Source organism: Variovorax sp. P4_B10 (assembly GCF_056402375.1).
The window spans coordinates 15,582-35,221 of sequence record NZ_JBFUHN010000028.1; the positions used below are offsets into that span (position 1 = coordinate 15,582).

Consider the following 19,640-nt stretch of genomic DNA (forward strand, 5'->3'; position numbering starts at 1 on the left):
CTCGAGATGCGCGGCATCACCAAGACGTTCCCGGGGGTGAAGGCCCTCAGCAACGTCAACCTGGCGGTGCGCGCGGGCGAGATCCACGCGGTGGTCGGCGAGAACGGCGCGGGCAAGTCGACGCTGATGAAAGTGCTGAGCGGCGTCTACCCGTGCGACTCGTACACCGGCGAGATCCATTTCGAGGGTGAGCTGCGCCGCTTCAAGGGCATTGCCGACAGCGAGAAGCTCGGCATCATCATCATCCACCAGGAGCTGGCGCTGGTGCCGCTGCTGTCGATCGCCGAGAACATCTTCCTCGGCAACGAGATCGCCAGCGGCGGCGTGATCGACTGGTTCGCCGCCTACGCGAAGACGCGCGAGCTGCTCGCGAAGGTGGGCCTGAAGGAACTGCCCACCACGCTGGTGACCGACCTCGGGGTCGGCAAGCAGCAGCTGGTGGAAATCGCGAAGGCGCTGGCCAAGGAGGTCAAGCTGCTGATCCTCGACGAGCCCACCGCCAGCCTCAACGAGAACGACAGCGATGCGCTTCTGATGCTGCTGCTCGAGCTGAAGCGCCAGGGCATCGCGTCGATTCTCATTTCGCACAAGCTCAACGAGATCGCCAAGGTGGCCGATTCGATCACCGTGCTGCGCGATGGCGCGACGGTCGAGACGATGGACTGCGCGCGGCAGGCGATCAGCGAAGACCGCATCATCCGCGGCATGGTCGGGCGCGACATGGAACACCGCTATCCGCAGCGCTCGCCGAAGATCGGCGAGACCGTGTTCGAGGTGCGCGACTGGCGCGTGCACCACGCGCTGCATGCCGATCGCGAGCAGATCAAGGGCGTGAGCCTCCACGTGCGGCAGGGCGAGATCGTCGGCATCGCGGGCCTCATGGGCGCGGGCCGCACCGAGCTGGCGATGAGCGTCTTCGGCCGCTCCTACGGCCAGCGCATCAGCGGCTCCGTGCTCATGCACGGCAAGCCGGTGGACGTGAGCACGGTGCGCAAGGCCATCGACCATGGCATTGCCTACGTCACCGAGGACCGCAAGGGACTGGGGCTGGTGCTCGAGGAGGGCATCCGCAAGAACATCAGCCTCGCCAACCTCGATGCGATCGCCGAAAGCATGGTGATCGACGACGGGCGCGAGTTCAAGGTGGCCAACGACTACCGCAAGGCGCTCAACATCCGCTGCTCGGGCGTCGAGCAGCAGGTGGTCAACCTGTCGGGGGGCAACCAGCAGAAGGTGGTGCTGAGCAAGTGGCTCTTCACCAAGCCGGAGCTGCTGATCCTCGACGAGCCCACGCGCGGCATCGACGTGGGCGCCAAGTACGAGATCTACACCATCATCGACCAGCTTGCGAGCGAGGGCAAAGGCATTCTCATGATTTCTTCCGAACTGCCCGAACTGCTCGGCATGTGCGACCGCATCTACGTGATGAACGAGGGGCGCTTCGTGGCCGAGTTTCCGGCGGCCGAGGCTTCGCAGGAACGCATCATGCATGCGATCGTGAGTGCAGGGAGTTCCGTCCATGTCGCAGCCTGAAGTCAACGCGGTGCAGGCCGCCGCCCCTGCCGCTTCGAAACTCCACGTGGGGTTCCTGAAGAACAACCTGCGCGAATACGGCATGCTGATCTCGCTGGTCGCGATCATGGTGCTGTTCCAGGTGCTGACCGACGGCACGCTGCTGCGGCCGCTGAACCTCACCAACCTGCTGCTGCAGAACAGCTACGTGGTCATCATGGCGCTCGGCATGCTGCTGGTGATCGTGRCTGGCCATATCGACCTGTCGGTGGGCTCGGTCTGCGGCTTCATCGGTGCGCTGGCGGCGGTGCTGATGGTCGAGTACGAATGGCATTTCGTGCCGACCGCCATCATCAGCATCGCGGCCGGTGCGGTGATCGGTGCCGCGCAGGGCTGGTTCGTCGCGTTCCGCAAGATCCCTTCGTTCATCGTCACGCTCGCGGGCATGCTGGTGTTCAAGGGGCTCACGCTGGCGCTGCTGGCGGGGCAGTCGGTGGGGCCGTTTCCGGTCGAGTTCCAGCGTCTCAGCTCGGGCTTCATTCCCGATCCGCTGGGCGGCCTCGATGCTGGTGGGCTGCGCATCACCTCGCTGGTGGTCGGCGCACTGGCTGCCGCGGCGCTGGTGTTCTTCAAGCTGCGCGGGCGGGCCAAGCTGGCGGCGCACGGCATGGAGCAGGAGCCCTATGCCTTCTTCCTCGTGAAGAACCTGTTCTTCGCGGCGATCATCCTGTTCTTCAGCTACCTGCTGTCCACCTACAAGGGCCTGCCCAACGTGCTGGTGGTGATGGCGGTACTGATCGTGGTGTACGACTTCGTCACCAACCGCACCACCATCGGCCGCCGCATCTACGCATTGGGCGGCAACGAGAAGGCGGCGCGGCTGTCGGGCGTGAAGACGCAGCGGCTGGCTTTCCTGACCTTCGTGAACATGGGCGCACTGGCCGCGCTCGCGGGGCTGGTGTTCGCGGCGCGGCTCAATACCGCCACGCCGAAGGCCGGTCTCGGCTTCGAGCTCGACGTGATCGCGGCCTGCTTCATCGGCGGCGCCTCGGCCTCGGGCGGCGTGGGCCGGGTGATGGGCGCGGTGATCGGCGCCTTCATCATGGGCGTGATGAACAACGGCATGTCGATCCTCGGCATCGGCATCGACTACCAGCAGGTCATCAAGGGCCTGGTGCTGCTGGCGGCGGTGTTCATCGACGTCTACAACAAGAACAAATAAGCGCATGACCGACAGCACCGCCACGCCCGTGCTCGAACTGCGGGGCATTCACAAGCAGTTCGGTGGCATCCCGGTGCTGCGCGATGTGCAGCTGAAGCTCTATCCGGGCGAGATCCATGCGCTGATGGGGCAGAACGGTGCGGGCAAGTCGACGCTGATCAAGGTGCTCACGGGCGTGCTGGCGTCGAGCGGCGGCGAGATGTTCCTCGACGGCAAGGCCATCCTGCCCGCGTCGCCGCTGGAGGCGCAGAAGCTCGGCATCAGCACGGTCTACCAGGAGGTCAACCTGTGCCCGAATCTCTCGGTGGCCGAGAACGTGTTCGCGGGGCGCTATCCGCGCTGCGGCGCGGCGCAGGGCTTTCGCATCGACTGGTCGGCGGTGAACCGCCGGGCGGCCGAGTTGCTGGCGCGCATCGGACTGGAGATCGACGTGACACGGCTGCTGTCGAGCTATTCGGTCGCCGTGCAGCAGCTGGTGGCGATTGCGCGCGCGCTCGGCGTGTCGTCGAAGGTGCTGATCCTCGACGAGCCGACATCGAGCCTCGATGACGACGAGGTCGAGAAGCTGTTCGAGGTGCTGCGGCGCCTGCGCGGCGAGGGGCTTGCGATCGTCTTCGTGACGCACTTCCTGAACCAGGTGTACGCGGTATCGGACCGCATCACGGTGCTGCGCAACGGCAACTGGGTGGGCGAGTGGCGCGCAGCGGACCTCGGGCCGCAGGCGCTGATCGCCGCGATGCTGGGGCGCGAGCTGGCCGCGCAGTCGGCCCGGCCCGCCGCACTGCCCGCGTTCGACGAAGCGGCGCCCGCCTTGCTGCAGACCGAAGGGCTGGGACAGGCCGGACAGTTGCAGGCGACCGATCTGCGCGTGCGTGCCGGCGAAGTCGTCGGCATCGCGGGCCTGCTCGGCGCGGGCCGCACGGAACTGGCGCGCCTGCTGTTCGGACTGGAATCGCCCGACCGCGGCGTGCTCAAGATCGACGGCCGTTCCGTCAGCTTCTCGAACCCGGCCGACGCGATCCGCGAAGGCCTGGCGCTGTGTCCCGAAGAACGAAAGACCGACGGCATCGTCGCCGAGCTCTCGGTGCGCGAGAACATCGCGCTCGCGCTGCAAGCGCGCCTGGGCACCCGGCGCTTTCTCTCGCACGCCGAGCAGACCGCCATGGCCGAGCGCTTCGTCGCATCGCTGGGCATCAAGACGGCGAGCGTGGAAACCCCCATCGGCCTGCTCTCGGGCGGCAACCAGCAGAAGGCCATGATCGCGCGCTGGCTCGCGACCGAGCCGCGCCTCTTGATCCTCGACGAGCCCACGCGCGGCATCGACGTGGCGGCCAAGCAGGAAATCATGGAAGAGATCCTGCGGCTCGCGAAGGCGGGCATGGCGGTGATCTTCATCTCCTCGGAGATGAGCGAGGTGGTGCGCGTGGCGCATCGCATCGTGGTGCTGCGCGACCGGCAGAAGGTGGGCGAACTTCCGGGCGGTTCGACCGAGGACGAGGTCTACGAAATGATTGCTGCGGCATGACTCTCCCCCAGTCTTCGCGCACTGCGTGTCGCTTCGCCAACCCCCTTCCGGGGGCGACACCGGCGGCCCGGCAAAGCCGGTTCCGCGGTGTCTCCCGCATGACGCCCCTCCCCCAGCGGGGGAAGGAACAAGAAAAAAAGCGCTGACATGAAACGCCTCTCGTCCCTGATGAACCACCGCCTGGCGTGGCCCATCGTCACGCTGTTGCTGCTGCTCGCGATCAACACCGCATTCAACGCCAGCTTCCTGCACCTCGAATGGCGCGACGGCCATCTCTACGGCAGCCTCATAGACATCCTGAACCGTGCGGCCCCGCTCGTGCTGGTCTCCCTGGGCATGACGCTCGTGATCGCCACGCGCGGCATCGACATCTCGGTGGGTGCCGTGGTGGCCATCGCCGCGGCCGTGGCTGCATGGATGATCGGCGGCTCGGTGTCCAGCGGCGTGAGCCGCTTCCCGATGCCGCTCGCCATCCTCGCGGCCCTCGGCGTCGCGCTCGTATGCGGCCTGTGGAACGGCCTGCTGGTCGCCAAGGTCGGCATGCAGCCGATCATCGCCACGCTGATCCTCATGGTGGCGGGCCGCGGCATCGCGCAGCTCATCACCGACGGGCAGATCATCACGATCTACTACAAGCCCTTCTTCTTCCTCGGCAGTGGCTACCTGCTGGGCCTGCCGTTCTCGCTGTTCATCGTGGCGGCGGTGTTCGTGCTGCTCTACCTGGCCATCACGCGCACGGCGCTCGGCCTCTTCATCCAGGCCGTGGGCATCAACCCGACGGCGGCGCGGGTGGCGGGCGTGCAGGCGCGGCGGCTCATCGTCGGTGCGTACGCGTTCTGCGGCGTGTGCGCGGGCGTGGCGGGCCTGCTGATCAGCTCGAACGTCAAGAGCGCGGACGGCAACAACGCCGGGCAGCTGCTGGAGCTCGATGCGATCCTGGCGGTCACGCTGGGCGGCACGGCGCTCACGGGTGGGCGATTCAGCCTCATGGGCAGCGTGATCGGCGCGCTGATCATCCAGACGCTGACCTATGCAATCTATTCGCTGGGCGTGCCGCCGGAGATCAACCTCGTGGTGAAGGCGGTGGTCGTGTTCGTGGTGATGCTGCTGCAGTCGCCGGAGTTCAGGGCGGAGGTGCGGACGCTGGTGCAGCGGCCGGTGCATGAGGGAGCGCGGTCATGAGTGCGGTGATTGAAGTGGCACCCTCATCCCAACCCTCTCCCGCGAGCGGGAAAGGGGGCAAGAGGGGGCTCAATCCGAAGTATTTCCCGCTGGCGGCGACCGTCTCGCTGTTCGTGCTGATGGCGACGCTGGGTTCGGTGTTCTACGACGGCTTCTTCTCGGCGCAGGTGTTTCTCAACCTGCTGATCGACAACGCCTTCCTGATCGTCGTGGCCGTCGGCATGACCTTCGTGATCCTCTCGGGCGGCATCGACCTGTCGGTGGGCTCGGTGATCGCGCTCACCACCATGGTGTCGGCCTCGCTGGTCGAGAAGCATGGCTGGAGCCCGGCGGTGGTGATTCCGCTGGTGCTGGCCATGGGCACGGCCTTCGGTGCGTTCATGGGCCTGCTCATCGAGCGCTTCCGGCTGCAGCCCTTCATCGTCACGCTGGCGGGCATGTTCCTCGCGCGCGGGCTCTGCTACCTGATCAGCATCGATTCGATCAGCATCACCAACGCGTTCTATTCGGAGGTCTCGCAGATCCGCATTCCGGTCTGGGGCGAGGCCTCGCTCTCGATCAGCGCGGTGATCGCCATCGCGGTGCTGCTGGCGGCCGTGTTCATCGCGCACTGCACGCCCTTCGGCCGCGCGGTGTATGCCATCGGCGGCAGCGAGCATTCGGCCATGTTGATGGGCCTGCCGGTGCGCTCCACGCTCGTCGGCGTCTACACGCTCTCGGGCTTCTGCTCGGCGCTGGCTGGCGTGATCTTCACCTTCTACATGCTCTCGGGCTATGGCCTGCATGCGCTGGGGCTGGAGCTCGATGCGATCGCGGCGGTGGTGATCGGCGGCACGCTGCTCACCGGCGGCGTGGGTTATGTGGCGGGCACGCTGTTCGGCGTGCTGATGCTCGGGATCATCCAGACGCTGATTTCCTTCGACGGCACGCTGAGCTCGTGGTGGACGCGCATCGTCGTCGGCGCGCTGCTCTTCGTGTTCTGCCTGCTGCAACGTTTTTTCACCTCGCGCGCACCCCGGCGCTGAACTTCATTTTTCTCAGGACACTCTCGCATGCCGGACACCCCTCCGAAGAAACTGCGCTCGACCGAATGGTTCGGTTCGGCCGACAAGAACGGCTTCATGTACCGCAGCTGGATGAAGAACCAGGGCATTCCGGACCACGAGTTCGACGGCCGGCCGATCATCGGCATCTGCAACACCTGGTCGGAGCTCACGCCCTGCAACGCGCACTTCCGCAAGATCGCCGAGCATGTGAAGCGCGGCATCTCGGAGGCGGGCGGGTTCCCGGTCGAGTTTCCGGTGTTCTCGAACGGCGAGTCGAACCTGCGGCCCACCGCGATGCTCACGCGCAATCTCGCGAGCATGGACGTGGAAGAAGCCATTCGCGGCAACCCGGTCGATGCGGTGGTGCTGCTCACGGGCTGCGACAAGACCACGCCGGCACTGCTGATGGGTGCCGCGAGCTGCGACATCCCGGCCATCGTGGTGACGGGCGGGCCAATGCTCAACGGCAAGCTCGAAGGCAAGAACATCGGCTCGGGCACGGCCGTGTGGCAGCTGCACGAATCGCTCAAGGCGGGCGAGATCAACCTGCACCAGTTCCTCTCGGCCGAGGGCGGCATGTCGCGCTCGGCGGGCACCTGCAACACCATGGGCACGGCCTCGACCATGGCCTGCATGGCCGAGGCGCTCGGCACTTCGCTGCCCCACAACGCGGCGATCCCGGCGGTCGATGCGCGGCGCTATGTGCTCGCGCAGATGTCGGGCATGCGCGCGGTGGAGATGGCGAAAGAAGGGCTCACGCTCTCGAAGATCCTCACGCGCGAGGCTTTCGAGAATGCGATCCGCGTCAATGCCGCCATCGGCGGGTCGACCAACGCGGTGATCCACCTGAAGGCGATTGCGGGCCGCATCGGCGTCGATCTTGAACTCGAGGACTGGACGCGCATCGGTGGCCATACGCCCACCATCGTCGACCTGCAGCCTTCGGGCCGCTTCCTGATGGAGGAGTTCTACTATGCGGGCGGCCTGCCCGCCGTGCTGCGCCGGCTCGGCGAGAGCGGCCTGCTGCCGCACCCTGGCGCACTCACCGTCAACGGCCAGTCGATCTGGGACAACGTGCGCGAGGCGCCGAGCCTCAACGACGAGGTGATCCGTCCGCTCGGCAACCCGCTGATCGCCGACGGCGGCATCCGCATCCTGCGCGGCAACCTCTCGCCGCGCGGCGCGGTGCTCAAGCCCTCGGCCGCTTCGCCCGAACTGCTCAAGCACCGCGGGCGTGCCGTGGTGTTCGAGAACCTGGAGCACTACAAGGCGCGCATCGTCGACGAAAGCCTCGAGGTCGATGCGAGCTCGGTGCTCGTGTTGAAGAACTGCGGCCCCAAGGGCTATCCCGGCATGGCCGAGGTCGGCAACATGGGCCTGCCGCCCAAGCTGCTGCGCCAGGGCATCAAGGACATGGTGCGCATTTCGGATGCCCGCATGAGCGGCACGGCCTACGGCACGGTGGTGCTGCATGTGGCGCCCGAGGCCGCCGACGGCGGGCCGCTCGCCGCGGTGCGAGACGGCGACTGGATCGAGCTCGATTGCGATGCGGGGCGGTTGCACCTCGACATCAGCGACGAAGAGCTGGCGGCACGCCTGGCTTCGCTGTCGAGCAACGATGCCCAGCCGATGTCCACGCGCGGCGGTGGCTACCAGAAGCTCTACGTCAACCATGTGCTGCAGGCCGATGAGGGCTGCGACTTCGACTTCCTCGTCGGCTGCCGCGGCGCCGCCGTTCCCCGTCATTCACACTGATTCACCATGACCCCCAGATACCGCGGCATCTTCCCGGTGGTGCCTACCACCTTCACCGAACAGGGCGCACTCGACCTCGAGAGCCAGAAGCGCTGCGTCGATTTCATGATCGACGCGGGCTCCGACGGCCTGTGCATCCTCGCCAACTTCTCGGAGCAGTTCGTGCTGTCGGACGACGAGCGCGAAGTGCTCACGCGCACGATGCTCGAGCATGTGGCGGGCCGTGTGCCGGTGATCGTGACCACCACGCACTTCAGCACCAGGGTGTGCGCCGAGCGCAGCCGCCGMGCGCAGGACATGGGCGCCGCGATGCTGATGGTGATGCCACCGTACCACGGCGCGACCTTCCGCGTGCCCGAGCCGCAGATCTTCGACTTCTACGCCAAGCTGTCGGACGCGGTCGACATTCCGATCATGATCCAGGACGCGCCGGCCAGCGGCACGGTGCTGTCGGCGCCGTTCCTCGCGCGCATGGCGAAGGAGATCGCGCATGTGGCGTACTTCAAGATCGAGACGGCCGGCGCCGCGGCAAAGCTGCGCGAGCTGATCCGCCTCGGCGGCGATGCCATCGAAGGCCCGTGGGATGGCGAAGAGGCCATCACGCTGATGCCCGATCTCGATGCCGGCGCGACCGGCTCGATGACCGGCGGCGGCTACCCGGACGGCATTCGCCCCATCATCGAGGCGCACCGTGCGGGCGACCGTGACAAGGCCTTCGCGCTCTATCAGCAGTGGCTGCCGCTGATCAACTACGAGAACCGCCAGGCTGGATTGCTGGCGTGCAAGGCACTGATGAAAGAGGGTGGGGTGATCGCCTGCGAGGCGCCACGCCACCCCTTGCCCGCGATGCACCCCGACACGCGTGCCGGGCTGATCGACACCGCGAAGCGGCTCGATCCGATGGTGCTGCGCTGGGGAAAGTAGACGCTAGCTCTTTTCGAGCTCGGTGACCTGCAGGGACAGGTCGAACAGCTTGGACTTGCTGGCGTAGTAGCGGTCGAGCCGCCATTCCTTCAGGATGTCCATGGCGAGCTCGAAGCTCTTGTAGTCGAGGTTGTAGAGCGTGATCAGTTCGAAGCTGCGTTCGGACTCGAGCGCCAACACGAGCTGGGCCAGGATCTTGGCCGATTCGTTGGCCGGGTCCGTTTCTATGAATCGGCGAGCGACCTTGATGGCATTCATGGGAAAGAGTTCCTCAGTGGGCAGGGACCGAGAACTATAGCTAGCACCGCTCTGCGTTTTATGACAGTCTCGTGACAATCAAGGTCATCGCCCCGGAGCAGCCGGCCCCCCCGGTCCGGGGCGAGTGGCCTGGGTGCCGCCAGGCACCATCAGCGCGGCGCTGGCGTGGGTGCAATGATGATCGGCGCGGGGACGGCTCTCGAAGGAGCCGGCATCGGTTCCAGCATGGGCGCAGGCATGGGTGCCGGCATCACGGCCGGCGCAGGCATCACCACGGTGGTGACCGACTCGCGGATCACGCCGCCGCCCATCACGCTGCCGTCGACGCTGCTGTTGGTGTTGCCGCTGCTGCCCATTACGCGCGCCTCGCAGTCGGCACGGTCGGCCGGCGGCTGCAGGCCGCAGCGCGCGAGGGCGTTGCTGCGGTAGTCGGGGGCGCTGGTCAGGCCGCCGCGTGCGGCTTCCTGGCGGGCTGCGCCGGCTTCGCGGATGCAGGCCGCGCGGTCTTGCTGGTTGTGGCCGCAGACGGAAAGTTCCTCCCGGTAGATACCGGCGTCGCCGCGGCGCTGGCCGGCGGCGGAGGCAATGGTGGTGCTGGCCAGCCCGCTGATTGCCAGCAGGGCGAAGATCATCGATCGGGTGTTGCTTTTCATGGTGTGCTCCTTGGAGTGACCGGAAAAAGACCTGGGTTGTTGAACATGCAGCGCGCGGCCGGGTTCAGCGCGTCGGTTGCACGGGTTGGGYGGGCAGGGGCGTCACGGTTTCGCGGATCACGCCGCCACCCATCACGCTGCCTTCGGTCGTGGTGTGTGCGCTGCCGCGGATGCGTGCTTCGCAGTCGGCTTGATCGGCGGCGGGCTGCTCGCGACAACGCGCGAGCGCGTTGGCGTCTTCACGGCCGGCGCTCGGGGTGGTGAGGCCATTGCGCCCTGCTTCCTGGCGTGCGGCGCCGGCTTCGCGCAGGCAGGCGGCACGGTCCTGCTGGACGCCGTCGCAAACCGCGCGTTCCTTCTGCATGCGGGCTTCGGAGCCCGGCGCCTGCGCATTCGCGAAGGGGGCGCCGAGAACGAAGAGGCCACCGGCCGCAAAGAGAGCGGTGGCGGAAAGAACGGAACGGAATCTTGTTGTCATGGATGCTCCTGGTTTGGAAGCACCCTTCAGACTCCGAATGGTGCAACCGGAGCAGCAGTGTGGGTTCGGCGGACCCGGGCGGGCTGTGGGACAGCGCACTGTGCCGTCCCGGCCGGACACGCCCCTGCGTGTGGGACTTGTCCGGCAAGGATGTCGTCAACCCGCAGCGATGCGCTGTGCGAGGTGAGCGAGCGCTTCCTCAACCTGGTCGACAAGAATCAAGGACAGGTCGCCTGGCTGCAGGCGGGCCAGTGCGGTGTCGATCGCGACGAATTCGCCGCGGATCTCGTCGATGTAGCGTGTGCGCGCGGCGCCCTGCAGGCCCTGGCGCAGCAAAGCCATCACTTCGCCATCGGCGCGGCCACGCTGCGCGGCATCCTGATAGAGGATCACGTCGTCGAAGGCCTCGCCGAGGATCGCGGTCTGGTCGCGGATGTCCGAATCGCGCCGGTCGCCCGCTCCGCTGATCACCACCGAGCGCTTGTTGGCCGGCATGGTGTCGACCGCCGAAACCAGCGCGCGCATGGCGTCCGTGTTGTGGCCGTAGTCGGCGATCACGGTGGCGCCGCGGTAGTCCATGACGTTGAAGCGCCCGGGCACGCCGGCCGCGTCGTTCATGAAGCTCGCGAGGCCGCTGCGGATGGTGTCCCAGTCGAGGCCCACGGCCCAGGCCGCGGCCACCGAGGCCATCACGTTGTCGACCTGGAAGCCGATGGTGCCGTTGCGCGTGATGGGCACGTCGCGCAGCGCGATGCGTTCGCGCCACGAGCCTTCGGCCGCAACCAGCGTGTCCTGGTCGACGTACACGGTGCGCTTGCCTTGCGCGCGGTGCGTGGCCATCACCGGGTGCATGCGGTCGGCGGTGAAGAAGATCACATGGCCGGGGCAGCCGGCCGCCATGGCGGCGACGTTGACGTCGGCCGCGTTGAGCACCGCATAGCCGTCGGCCGCCACGTTGCGCACGATCACGCGCTTCAACACCGCGAGGTCCTCGACGGTGGTGATGTAGTTCAGGCCCAGGTGGTCGCCGCTGCCGATGTTGGTGACCACGGCCACCTGGCAGCGGTCGAAGCCGAGGCCTTCGCGCAGCACGCCGCCGCGGGCCACTTCGAACACGGCCGCGTCGACATCGGGGTGCATCAGCACGTTGCGCGCGCTCTTCGGGCCGCTGCAGTCGCCGCTGTCGGTCTGGCGTCCGTCGACGTACACGCCGTCGGTGTTGGTCATGCCGGTGCGCAGGCCGCTCGAGGCGAGCAGGTGGTTGATGAGGCGCGCGGTGGTGGTCTTGCCGTTGGTGCCGGTCACGGCCACCACGGGGATGCGGCCGTCGTCGCCATGGGCGAACATCGTGTCCATTACCGCCTCGCCGACCGCGCGGCCGCGGCCGAACGACGGCGAGATGTGCATGCGCAGACCCGGCGCGGCATTCACCTCGACCACGCCGCCGTGCTGCTCCTCGAGCGGGCGCAGCACGTTCTCGCAGACCATGTCGACGCCGCAGATGTGCAGGCCGACCATCTGCGCCGCATCGACCGCGCGCGCGGCCACTTCGGGGTGCACGGTGTCGGTCACGTCGGTGGCGGTGCCGCCGGTGGAAAGGTTCGCGTTGTTGCGCAGCACCACGCGCTGGCCGCGCTCGGGCACGCTGTCGGGCGTGAGGCCCTGGGCCTCGAGCCGGCCGATCGCGATGTCGTCGAGCCGGATCTTGGTGAGCGAGGTGGCGTGGCCTTCGCCGCGGCGCGGGTCGAGGTTGACGGTGTCCACCAGCTGGCGCACGGTGGCGCTGCCGTCGCCGATCACCTGCGGCGGATCGCGCCGCGCGGCGGCCACGAGGCGGTCGCCGACCACCAGCAGGCGGAAGTCGAAGCCCGGCAGGAATTTCTCGACCATCACCTCGCCGTAGACGGCGGCCGAGTCGTAGGCCGAGGTCAGTTGCTCGCGCGTGGTGATGTTGACGGTGACGCCCTTGCCCTGGTTGCCGTCCTGCGGCTTGACCACGACCGGCAGGCCGATTTCTTCGGCGGCGGCCCAGCCGTCTTCGGCGCTGGTGACGGGGCGGCCCAGCGGCACCGGCACGCCGGCGGCATTGAGCAACTGCTTGGTGAGTTCCTTGTCCTGCGCGATCGACTCGGCCACGCCGCTGGTGCTGTCGACCTCGGCCGCCTGGATGCGGCGCTGCTTGGAACCCCAGCCGAATTGCACCAGGCTGCCGCTCGTGAGGCGGCGGTAGGGAATGCCGCGCGCCACGGCGGCATCGACGATGGAGCCGGTGCTCGGGCCGAGGCGCTCGGACTCGTCGAGGTCGCGCAGCTCGGTGATGGCGGCGGTGGCATCGAAGGCCGTGTCGGCCAGGGCGGCGGCGATCAGTTCCTCGGCCAGCGCGATCGCGCGGCGGCCGACGGCTTCTTCGCTGTACTGGAAGGTGACCTGGTAGACCCCGTCTTCCACCGTGGGCGCGGTGTGGCCGAAGTTGACGGCGCAGCCGGCCTGGGCCTGCAGCGCCACGGCGGCGTTCTCGATCACATGGGCGAGCGCCAGCGGCTGGCCCAGCACCATCGGGTGCAGTTCGCCGATGGTGGGGAAGCGGGCGCGCAGGCGGGCCTCGAAACCGGCCAGCTTGCTGATGGCGTTTTCATCGCCTTCGCAGGCGACGACCGCTTCGATGGCGGTGTGGCGGCTCCAGAGATTGGGCCCGCGAAGGGCGCGGATGCGGGTGACTTTCATGGGGCTACGGCTCGGTTCGCGGATTCTGTTGGACGGTGCGGCCGTCTCTGTCGAGGCGGCCGCGCACGTCAGGCGAGTTGGGGTTGGGGGTGTTGCGACGACAGCGGCTGCGTCTGCGACAGCTGCAAAGAAGCCAGCGCGGCTTGCAGGTCGGCCTCGAAGGCCTCGACGCCGGCGCCGATCAGGTTCAGCGGGATGCCCATGGCCCAGGCGGCGGCCACGGCAGCCAGCAGGCTTTCGAGGCTCACGCCGGCATGGGTGGCACGCCAGATGGTCAGGCGGCCGAGGCCCGGCAGGAAGGATTCGCTGGTGCCGTTGGCCAGCACCACGCGGTCTTGCCGCACCAGCACGGCCTTGCCGCCGGCGGACTGGTGCGCGGTGAGCGCGGCAGCCTGCGGATCGGCAGCGTAAAGGATGACGGCACCGTCGCACAGCGGCGCGAGGCCGGCCACGCGCGGATCGCCCGCGTTCAGCACGGCCGTGCCTTCGCTGAGCACCACGTCGACCTGCGTGCGCAGCACCTTGACCATCTGGTCGCTCTCGGTGATGTCGTAGTCGGCGAGCGCTTCGGCGCCCTCGAGGTCGGTCACGATGCCGACTTCGCAGCGGTCGTAGGCGAGGCCGTCGCGCAGGATGGTTTCGGCGCCGTTCTCGATCACCACGGCCTCCACGGCGCGGTTCACCAGCAGGCGGTGGCCGGCGTCCCAGTTGGCGCTGTTGCGCGCATCGACGCGGCGGCGCTCGAGGAACAGGCCGTCGCGGCAGGCAAGGCCGGTGTGGCGGCCGCCCAGGTTGATCAGCCAGGCGACCAGGCGTGCCAGCACCGCGGTGTCCTGCGAGCCGGCCACGCCGACCACGGGGATGCGGCCCGGTGCGTCATTGGGGAACAGGTGGTCGCAGATGGCGCGGCCCACCGGGCGCGGCGAGCCGACGGCCGGCTTCAGGTGCATCAGCAGGCCGGGGCCGGCATTGACTTCGACGATCGCGCCGCGCTGCGGGCCGAGCGGCTTGCCGATGTCCTGCGCCACGAGGTCGATGCCGGCGATGTCGAGGCCCACCACGCGGGCGGCCAGCACGGCGGCGTGTGCGACTTCGGGGTGGACCTGGTCGGTGCAGTCGTTGGCCATGTTGCCGTTGCGCTGGATCGTCACCACGCGGCCGGCGGCCGGCACGGCGGCGCCGTCGAGTTCCTGGCGCTTGAGTTCGAGCTGCAGCTTGGCGTCGGTGGCCAGCACGATCAGGTCGAGCGGGTATTCCTCTTCGGCGCCGCGGCGCGGGTCGCTGTTGAGTTGTTTTTCGATGAGTTCGGCCACGGTGAGCTTGCCGTCGCCCGTCACGGTGATGATCTCGCCGCGCGCGGCCGCCACCACCTCGCCGCCCACCACCAGCAGGCGGTGTTCGTGGCCGCGGATGAAGCGCTCGACCATCACGTCGCTGCCTTCGGGTTCGGCGACCGCGAAGGCCGCCATCACTTCCTCGCGGGTCGTCAGTTCGAGCGACACGCCGCGGCCGTGGTTGGCGTCCGAGGGCTTCACCACCACCGGCAGGCCGATGTCCTCGGCGGCTTCCCAGGCTTCTTCGGCGTTGGCGACCACCTGGCCTTCGGGCACGGGCACGCCGCAGCTCGCAAGCAGCGACTTGGTCAGTTCCTTGTCGCTGGCGATCGATTCGCCGATGGCGCTGGTGTAGTCGGTCTCGGCGGTCCAGATGCGCTGCTGGTTGGCGCCGTAGCCCAGTTGCACCAGGTTGCCGCTGTTCAGCCGCATGTGCGGAATGCCGCGGTCGGTGGCGGCGGAAACGATGGCGGCGGTGCTCGGGCCGAGGTAGCAGTCCTCGACCTTGGCCTTGACGGCATCGACCGCCTTCTGCACGTCATCGGCGGTGAACGGGTCGTTGTTGATGGCCGCCATCAGCAGTCGGTGGCCTTCGGCCAGCGCCACCCGGGCCACCTGCTCGTCGCGCGCGCGGAACACCATGCGGTAGACGCCGTGCTCCGAGGTGCTGCGGGTTTGCCCGAATCCGGTCGGCATGCCGGCCAGGTTCAGCAGCTCGATCACCACGTGCTCGAGCACGTGGCCCGACCAGGTGCCTTCGGTCAGCCGCTGGATGAAGCCGCCGCGCTCGCCCACGCCGCAGTGGTGCTCGATGAGCGCCGGCAGCAGGCCGGTCAGGCGGTCGGTGAAGCCGTCGATCTTGTTGGAGGGGTAGTCCTCCAGTTGGCCCAGATCGAGCCAGACTTCGAGCACCGGACGGTAGGTCCAGAGGTTGGGACCGCGCAAATAGTTGATGCGCAGCAGGCGGATGTCGTCGAAACGGGTCATGCAAACGTTCGATGTGCTTTGGCCGAGCACCACGGCGCCTTCAAGCGCGCCCATGGCGATCAGTCAGAATCGGCGCCCGACAAAGGGCGCCATGACGCGGTCCATGCGGCCCGCGACGGGCAAGAGTCAAAGAAACACAATGCAACATCACGATCCAGTCGGCACCCGGGAGGGCGAAATCGAGGCGGCTTCAGCTGCGCTAAAAAACCGGCTCGCAGTCGCGGAAAACGTTCTGGTAATACTGACGGTTGACCTCGACGACCAACTTCGTTTCGCATCCGGCCTGGTTGCGTTAACTGACCAGCGCCTGATTGCCCTGGAACCTGGAGGGGAATGGCGTGAGTGGCCACTAACAAATCCGTCCCTGGAGCTGCTCCTGGCCGACCATTCGGGCGTCGGCACCCTCGACCTGATCGGCGCCCAAGGCCGTCTGGCGCGCTGGCGTTACACGCTGGCGAGCCAGGCCATCGCCTTGCGCCTGCTCAAGCTGTTCGGCCAGCGTGCGGCAAGTGTCGCGGAGGCGACAGCGGAAGTCGTCGACGGCGACGAACCGGCTGCCGACACCGAACTCCAGACCCCGCCCTCGACCTGGGTACTGCTGCGCCTGGGCCGTTTCGCCAAGCCCTACCGGAAGCAGCTCTTTGCAGGGTTTTTCCTGACCCTGCTCTCGACCGCCGCGACCCTGGTGCCGCCCTACCTGACCATCCCGCTGATGGACGACATCCTGATCCCGTTCCAGAACGGGCAGAAGATCGATCCGGCGCGTGTCGGCCTGTACCTGAGCGGCCTGCTTGGCGCCGCGCTGCTGGGCTGGGGGCTGGGCTGGGCCCGCACCTACCTGCTGGCGCTGGTGTCGGAGCGCATCGGCGCCGACCTGCGCACCACCACCTACGAACACCTGCTGACCCTGCCGCTCGACTATTTCGGCGGCAAGCGCACCGGCGACCTGATGTCGCGCATCGGCTCGGAAACCGACCGCATCAACGTGTTCCTGTCGCTACACGCGCTCGATTTCGCCAACGACGTACTGATGATCGTGATGACCGCGGCCATCCTGATCTCGATCAACCCGCTGCTCGCGGTGGTCACGCTGGTGCCGCTGCCCTTCATCGCCTGGATGATCCACGTGGTGCGCGACCGGCTGCGCACCGGTTTCGAGAAGATCGACCGCGTCTGGTCCGAAGTGACCAACGTGCTGGCCGACACGATCCCGGGCATCCGCGTGGTCAAGGCCTTCGCGCAGGAACGCCGCGAGGCCGACCGCTTCCGCACCGCCAACGCCTACAACCTGCAGGTCAACGACAAGCTCAACCGCACCTGGTCGGTGTTCACGCCCACCGTTTCGCTGCTGACCGAAATCGGCCTGCTCGTGGTCTGGGGCTTCGGCATCTGGCAGGTCGCGCGCGGCAGCATCACGGTGGGTGTGCTGACGGCCTTCATCGCCTACATCGGCCGCTTCTACACGCGCATGGACTCGATGAGCCGCATCGTCTCGGTCACGCAGAAGGCGGCGGCCGGCGCCAAGCGCATCTTCGACATCCTCGACCATGTGAGCAACGTGCCCGAGCCGGTCAATCCGGTGAAGGTGGAGCGTGTGCAGGGGCGCATCGAGATGAGCGGGCTGGGCTTCCGCTACGGCTCGCGCGCCGTGATCCACGACCTCGACCTCGTGATCGAGCCCGGCGAGATGATCGGCCTCGTGGGCCACAGCGGCTCGGGCAAGAGCACGCTGGTCAACCTGATCTGCCGCTTCTACGACGTGACCGACGGCGCCATCAAGGTCGACGGCACCGACATCCGCCGCTTCGCCGTGGCCGACTACCGGCGCCATGTGGGGCTGGTGCTGCAGGAGCCCTTCCTGTTCTTCGGCACCATTGCGCAGAACATCGCCTACGGCAAGCCCGACGCCACGCGCGAAGAAGTGGTGGCCGCGGCACGCGCCGCGCATGCGCACGACTTCATCCTGCGCCTGCAGCACGGCTACGACTCGCTGGTCGGCGAGCGCGGCCAGGGCCTTTCGGGCGGCGAGCGCCAGCGCATCAGCATTGCGCGGGCGCTGCTGATCGACCCGCGCATCCTGATCCTCGACGAGGCCACCTCGGCCGTGGACACCGAGACCGAGAAGGAAATCCAGAAGGCGCTCGACAACCTCGTGCAGGGCCGCACCACCATCGCCATCGCGCACCGGCTGTCGACGCTGCGCAAGGCCGACCGGCTCGTGGTCATGGACCGCGGCGAGGTGGTCGAGGTCGGGCCGCACGATGCCCTGATGGCCAAGCAGGGCGCCTACTGGCGGCTCTACCAGGCGCAACTGCGCCAGGGCGACGACGATGCGAGCGAAGGCGCGGCCGACGAGCGTGCCGGCGCCCAGTTGCCGCTGATCAGCCACGCGGCCCATCCGGCGGGGGAGGCATGATGAGCGGCACCACCACGATCACCACCACTTTCGATCTCGAGCGCGACGCCTTCGGCCGCCTCGTGCTGACCGATGCGCAGGACGAACGCCACGTAGGCGTGACCCCCGTGCGGGCCTTCCCGCTCAGCGCGCCCGGCGAAGGCATCTCGCTGGTCGGCGGCGAGGGCCGCGAACTGGTCTGGATCGACCGCGTCGAGACGCTGCCGGCGCAGACCCGCGCACTGCTCGAAGAGGAACTGGCGGTGCGCGACTTCGCACCCACGCTGTTGAAGCTGCACCGCGTGTCGAGCTTCGGCGTGCCCAGCACCTGGACCGTGAGCACCGACCGCGGCGAGACCAGCTTCGTGCTCAAGGCCGAGGAAGACATCCGGAGGCTCGAAGGCGGCGCATTGCTGATCGCCAGCGCGCACGGCGTGCAGTTCCGCATCCCCGATGCCAAGGCGCTCGACCGCGCCTCGCGCAAGCTGCTCGAACGCTTCCTCTAGGGCTGGAGGGGGCTGCGGCTTCCGTCCGGGCGCAGCGCGGCGTCGCAGACCGGCAGCACCATCTGCTTGACCGCCTTGGCCCAGCGGTGGCCCCAGTCGGTGATCGGCTTCTCGAACCAGCGGTAGAGCAGGTCCGAGAGAGCGAGCGCCGTGGCGAACGAGAGAAACAGCAGCAGCGCGCCGACGATGGTGGCGCCCGGCAGCACCGCGATCACCGCGTGCGCGGCGACGTACTGCACCAGGTACATCGCGTACGACCGGTGTCCGATGAACGCCAGCCACTTCGACCCCAGCGCCCGCGCCGCCCACGTGCGGGTGGCGATCAGGGCCGGGAGCAGCATCGCGATCAGCAGGCTGTACACCGCGATGGCCGACGCGTCGCCGATGCGGCCCGCAATGACCGGGAAGCGGCGATGCCACACCACCAGCACCAACACGATCGCGATGGCCGCGCCGTGGGTCATGAGGCCGCGCACCAGCCCGAAGGTGCGGCGCGCGTGCATCAGGATGGCCAGCGCCGAACCGAACAGCATGCCGACGTAGTTCTGCGGACGCAGCAGGTCCCAATGGAAGCCGCCGATGCCGATCATGGCCATCGCCGCAATGCAGAAGCCGACAGTGGCCAGGCTGGACCGGAAGGTCGAGCCGAAGACCACGAGCAGCGTGGGCCAGACCAGGTAGTACTTCCACTCCACGCCCAGGGTCCAGGTCATCTGGAGAGGCGCCATGGTGGCCATTTCGTTGAGCAGGCTCAGGTAGCAGGGCGTGGCCGCCTTCATCTGTTCCCAGGTGCCATCCCGCGCCACGTAGCTCAGGCCCAGCACCGCCAGGAAGACCAGCAGGTAGAGCGGCAGCAGCCGGGTGGCGCGGCGAATGTAGAACGCCTTCAGCGACACGCCGCCGGTGGTGTCGCGCTCCCGCAGCAGCAGCGTGGTGATCAGGAAGCCGGAGAGCACGAAGAAGGCGTGGACGCCGAGCCAGCCCGAGAAATGCGTCCAGCCGATGCCGCCGAAATGGTCGCTGAAGACGAGAAAGACGGAGACGGCCCGGAGGCCGTCCAGTGCGGCGAAATTGCGTGTGCCTTGAAAATCTTCGAAGCTGATCGCGGTTCCGCGCTCGCCCATCTGTGTGCCCCCTGC

15 protein-coding genes are annotated in these 19,640 nt (G+C 67.7%); 9 read left to right on the plus strand and 6 right to left on the minus strand.

The features are described 5' to 3' along the window. The first annotated feature begins 6 nt into the window (after positions 1-6). The 7 genes from mmsA (at position 7) to AC1DXX_RS14915 (ending at position 9,166) form a co-directional block, all read left to right on the plus strand. On the plus strand, positions 7-1,533 hold the full coding sequence (gene mmsA / locus AC1DXX_RS14885; protein WP_478135019.1) for a multiple monosaccharide ABC transporter ATP-binding protein: 1,527 nt from the start codon (positions 7-9) through the stop codon (positions 1,531-1,533). Next, the gene (gene mmsB / locus AC1DXX_RS14890; RefSeq protein WP_478134971.1) at positions 1,520-2,734 is read left to right on the plus strand and encodes a multiple monosaccharide ABC transporter permease; all 1,215 of its coding nucleotides are present in this window, start codon (positions 1,520-1,522) and stop codon (positions 2,732-2,734) included. The genes mmsA and mmsB overlap by 14 nt, the downstream gene beginning before the upstream one ends. A gap of 4 nt (positions 2,735-2,738) precedes the next feature. Beyond that, the gene (locus AC1DXX_RS14895) at positions 2,739-4,259 is read left to right on the plus strand and encodes a sugar ABC transporter ATP-binding protein (RefSeq protein WP_478134972.1); all 1,521 of its coding nucleotides are present in this window, start codon (positions 2,739-2,741) and stop codon (positions 4,257-4,259) included. Positions 4,260-4,406: 147 nt separating this feature from the next. After that, complete coding sequence (locus AC1DXX_RS14900; protein WP_478134973.1) at positions 4,407-5,441, plus strand: ABC transporter permease; 1,035 nt, start codon at positions 4,407-4,409, stop codon at positions 5,439-5,441. Then, a complete protein-coding gene (gene yjfF / locus AC1DXX_RS14905; protein WP_478134974.1) occupies positions 5,438-6,466 on the plus strand; it encodes a galactofuranose ABC transporter, permease protein YjfF in 1,029 nt (342 codons plus the stop codon). Before AC1DXX_RS14900 ends, yjfF begins: the two co-directional genes overlap by 4 nt. Before the next feature lie 27 nt (positions 6,467-6,493). Next, positions 6,494-8,242 (plus strand): IlvD/Edd family dehydratase, encoded by a 1,749-nt coding sequence (locus AC1DXX_RS14910; protein WP_478134975.1) that lies wholly within the window; start codon positions 6,494-6,496, stop codon positions 8,240-8,242. A gap of 6 nt (positions 8,243-8,248) precedes the next feature. Next, entirely contained in the window at positions 8,249-9,166 is a 918-nt protein-coding gene (locus AC1DXX_RS14915; protein ID WP_478134976.1) for a dihydrodipicolinate synthase family protein, read from the plus strand. Positions 9,167-9,169: 3 nt separating this feature from the next. Here AC1DXX_RS14915 and AC1DXX_RS14920 read toward each other — a convergent pair whose 3' ends face one another. The 5 genes from AC1DXX_RS14920 to AC1DXX_RS14940 form a co-directional block, all read right to left on the minus strand. Beyond that, positions 9,170-9,424 carry a hypothetical protein gene (locus AC1DXX_RS14920; protein ID WP_478134977.1) on the minus strand — a complete coding sequence of 85 codons (255 nt, stop codon included), beginning with the start codon at positions 9,422-9,424 and terminating at the stop codon, positions 9,170-9,172. 149 nt (positions 9,425-9,573) lie between these two features. After that, positions 9,574-10,077, minus strand: coding sequence for a hypothetical protein (locus tag AC1DXX_RS14925; protein WP_478134978.1), 504 nt, complete (start codon positions 10,075-10,077; stop codon positions 9,574-9,576). Between the two features lie 64 nt (positions 10,078-10,141). Further along, entirely contained in the window at positions 10,142-10,555 is a 414-nt protein-coding gene (locus AC1DXX_RS14930) for a hypothetical protein (RefSeq protein ID WP_478134979.1), read from the minus strand. Between the two features lie 156 nt (positions 10,556-10,711). Continuing rightward, positions 10,712-13,279, minus strand: coding sequence for a cyanophycin synthetase (gene cphA / locus AC1DXX_RS14935; RefSeq protein WP_478134980.1), 2,568 nt, complete (start codon positions 13,277-13,279; stop codon positions 10,712-10,714). 68 nt (positions 13,280-13,347) lie between these two features. Continuing rightward, on the minus strand, positions 13,348-15,600 hold the full coding sequence (locus AC1DXX_RS14940; RefSeq protein ID WP_478134981.1) for a cyanophycin synthetase: 2,253 nt from the start codon (positions 15,598-15,600) through the stop codon (positions 13,348-13,350). Positions 15,601-15,739: 139 nt separating this feature from the next. Here AC1DXX_RS14940 and AC1DXX_RS14945 point away from each other — a divergent pair, with 139 nt between their 5' ends. Together AC1DXX_RS14945 and AC1DXX_RS14950 are read left to right on the plus strand one after the other, a co-directional pair. Continuing rightward, entirely contained in the window at positions 15,740-18,016 is a 2,277-nt protein-coding gene (locus tag AC1DXX_RS14945; RefSeq protein WP_478134982.1) for a cyanophycin metabolism-associated ABC transporter, read from the plus strand. Next, positions 18,016-18,501 (plus strand): cyanophycin metabolism-associated DUF1854 family protein, encoded by a 486-nt coding sequence (locus tag AC1DXX_RS14950; RefSeq protein ID WP_478134984.1) that lies wholly within the window; start codon positions 18,016-18,018, stop codon positions 18,499-18,501. The genes AC1DXX_RS14945 and AC1DXX_RS14950 overlap by 1 nt, the downstream gene beginning before the upstream one ends. Here the strand turns inward: AC1DXX_RS14950 and AC1DXX_RS14955 are convergent. Beyond that, positions 18,498-19,625, minus strand: a complete 1,128-nt coding sequence (locus tag AC1DXX_RS14955) for an acyltransferase family protein (protein WP_478134985.1) — start codon at positions 19,623-19,625, stop codon at positions 18,498-18,500. The genes AC1DXX_RS14950 and AC1DXX_RS14955 overlap by 4 nt on opposite strands. Between the last annotated feature and the right edge of the window lie 15 nt (positions 19,626-19,640).

Bases quoted from the DNA above. Each gene is read 5' to 3' on its own strand.
- mmsA (WP_478135019.1), top strand. From the start codon at position 7: ATGCGCGGCATCACCAAGACGTTCCCGGGGGTGAAGGCCCTCAGCAAC.
- AC1DXX_RS14895 (WP_478134972.1), top strand. From the start codon at position 2,739: ATGACCGACAGCACCGCCACGCCCGTGCTCGAACTGCGGGGCATTCAC.
- AC1DXX_RS14900 (WP_478134973.1), top strand. From the start codon at position 4,407: ATGAAACGCCTCTCGTCCCTGATGAACCACCGCCTGGCGTGGCCCATC.
- yjfF (WP_478134974.1), top strand. From the start codon at position 5,438: ATGAGTGCGGTGATTGAAGTGGCACCCTCATCCCAACCCTCTCCCGCG.
- AC1DXX_RS14910 (WP_478134975.1), top strand. From the start codon at position 6,494: ATGCCGGACACCCCTCCGAAGAAACTGCGCTCGACCGAATGGTTCGGT.
- AC1DXX_RS14920 (WP_478134977.1), bottom strand. From the start codon at position 9,424: ATGAATGCCATCAAGGTCGCTCGCCGATTCATAGAAACGGACCCGGCC.
- AC1DXX_RS14925 (WP_478134978.1), bottom strand. From the start codon at position 10,077: ATGAAAAGCAACACCCGATCGATGATCTTCGCCCTGCTGGCAATCAGC.
- cphA (WP_478134980.1), bottom strand. From the start codon at position 13,279: ATGAAAGTCACCCGCATCCGCGCCCTTCGCGGGCCCAATCTCTGGAGC.
- AC1DXX_RS14940 (WP_478134981.1), bottom strand. From the start codon at position 15,600: ATGACCCGTTTCGACGACATCCGCCTGCTGCGCATCAACTATTTGCGC.
- AC1DXX_RS14945 (WP_478134982.1), top strand. From the start codon at position 15,740: ATGCAACATCACGATCCAGTCGGCACCCGGGAGGGCGAAATCGAGGCG.
- AC1DXX_RS14950 (WP_478134984.1), top strand. From the start codon at position 18,016: ATGAGCGGCACCACCACGATCACCACCACTTTCGATCTCGAGCGCGAC.
- AC1DXX_RS14955 (WP_478134985.1), bottom strand. From the start codon at position 19,625: ATGGGCGAGCGCGGAACCGCGATCAGCTTCGAAGATTTTCAAGGCACA.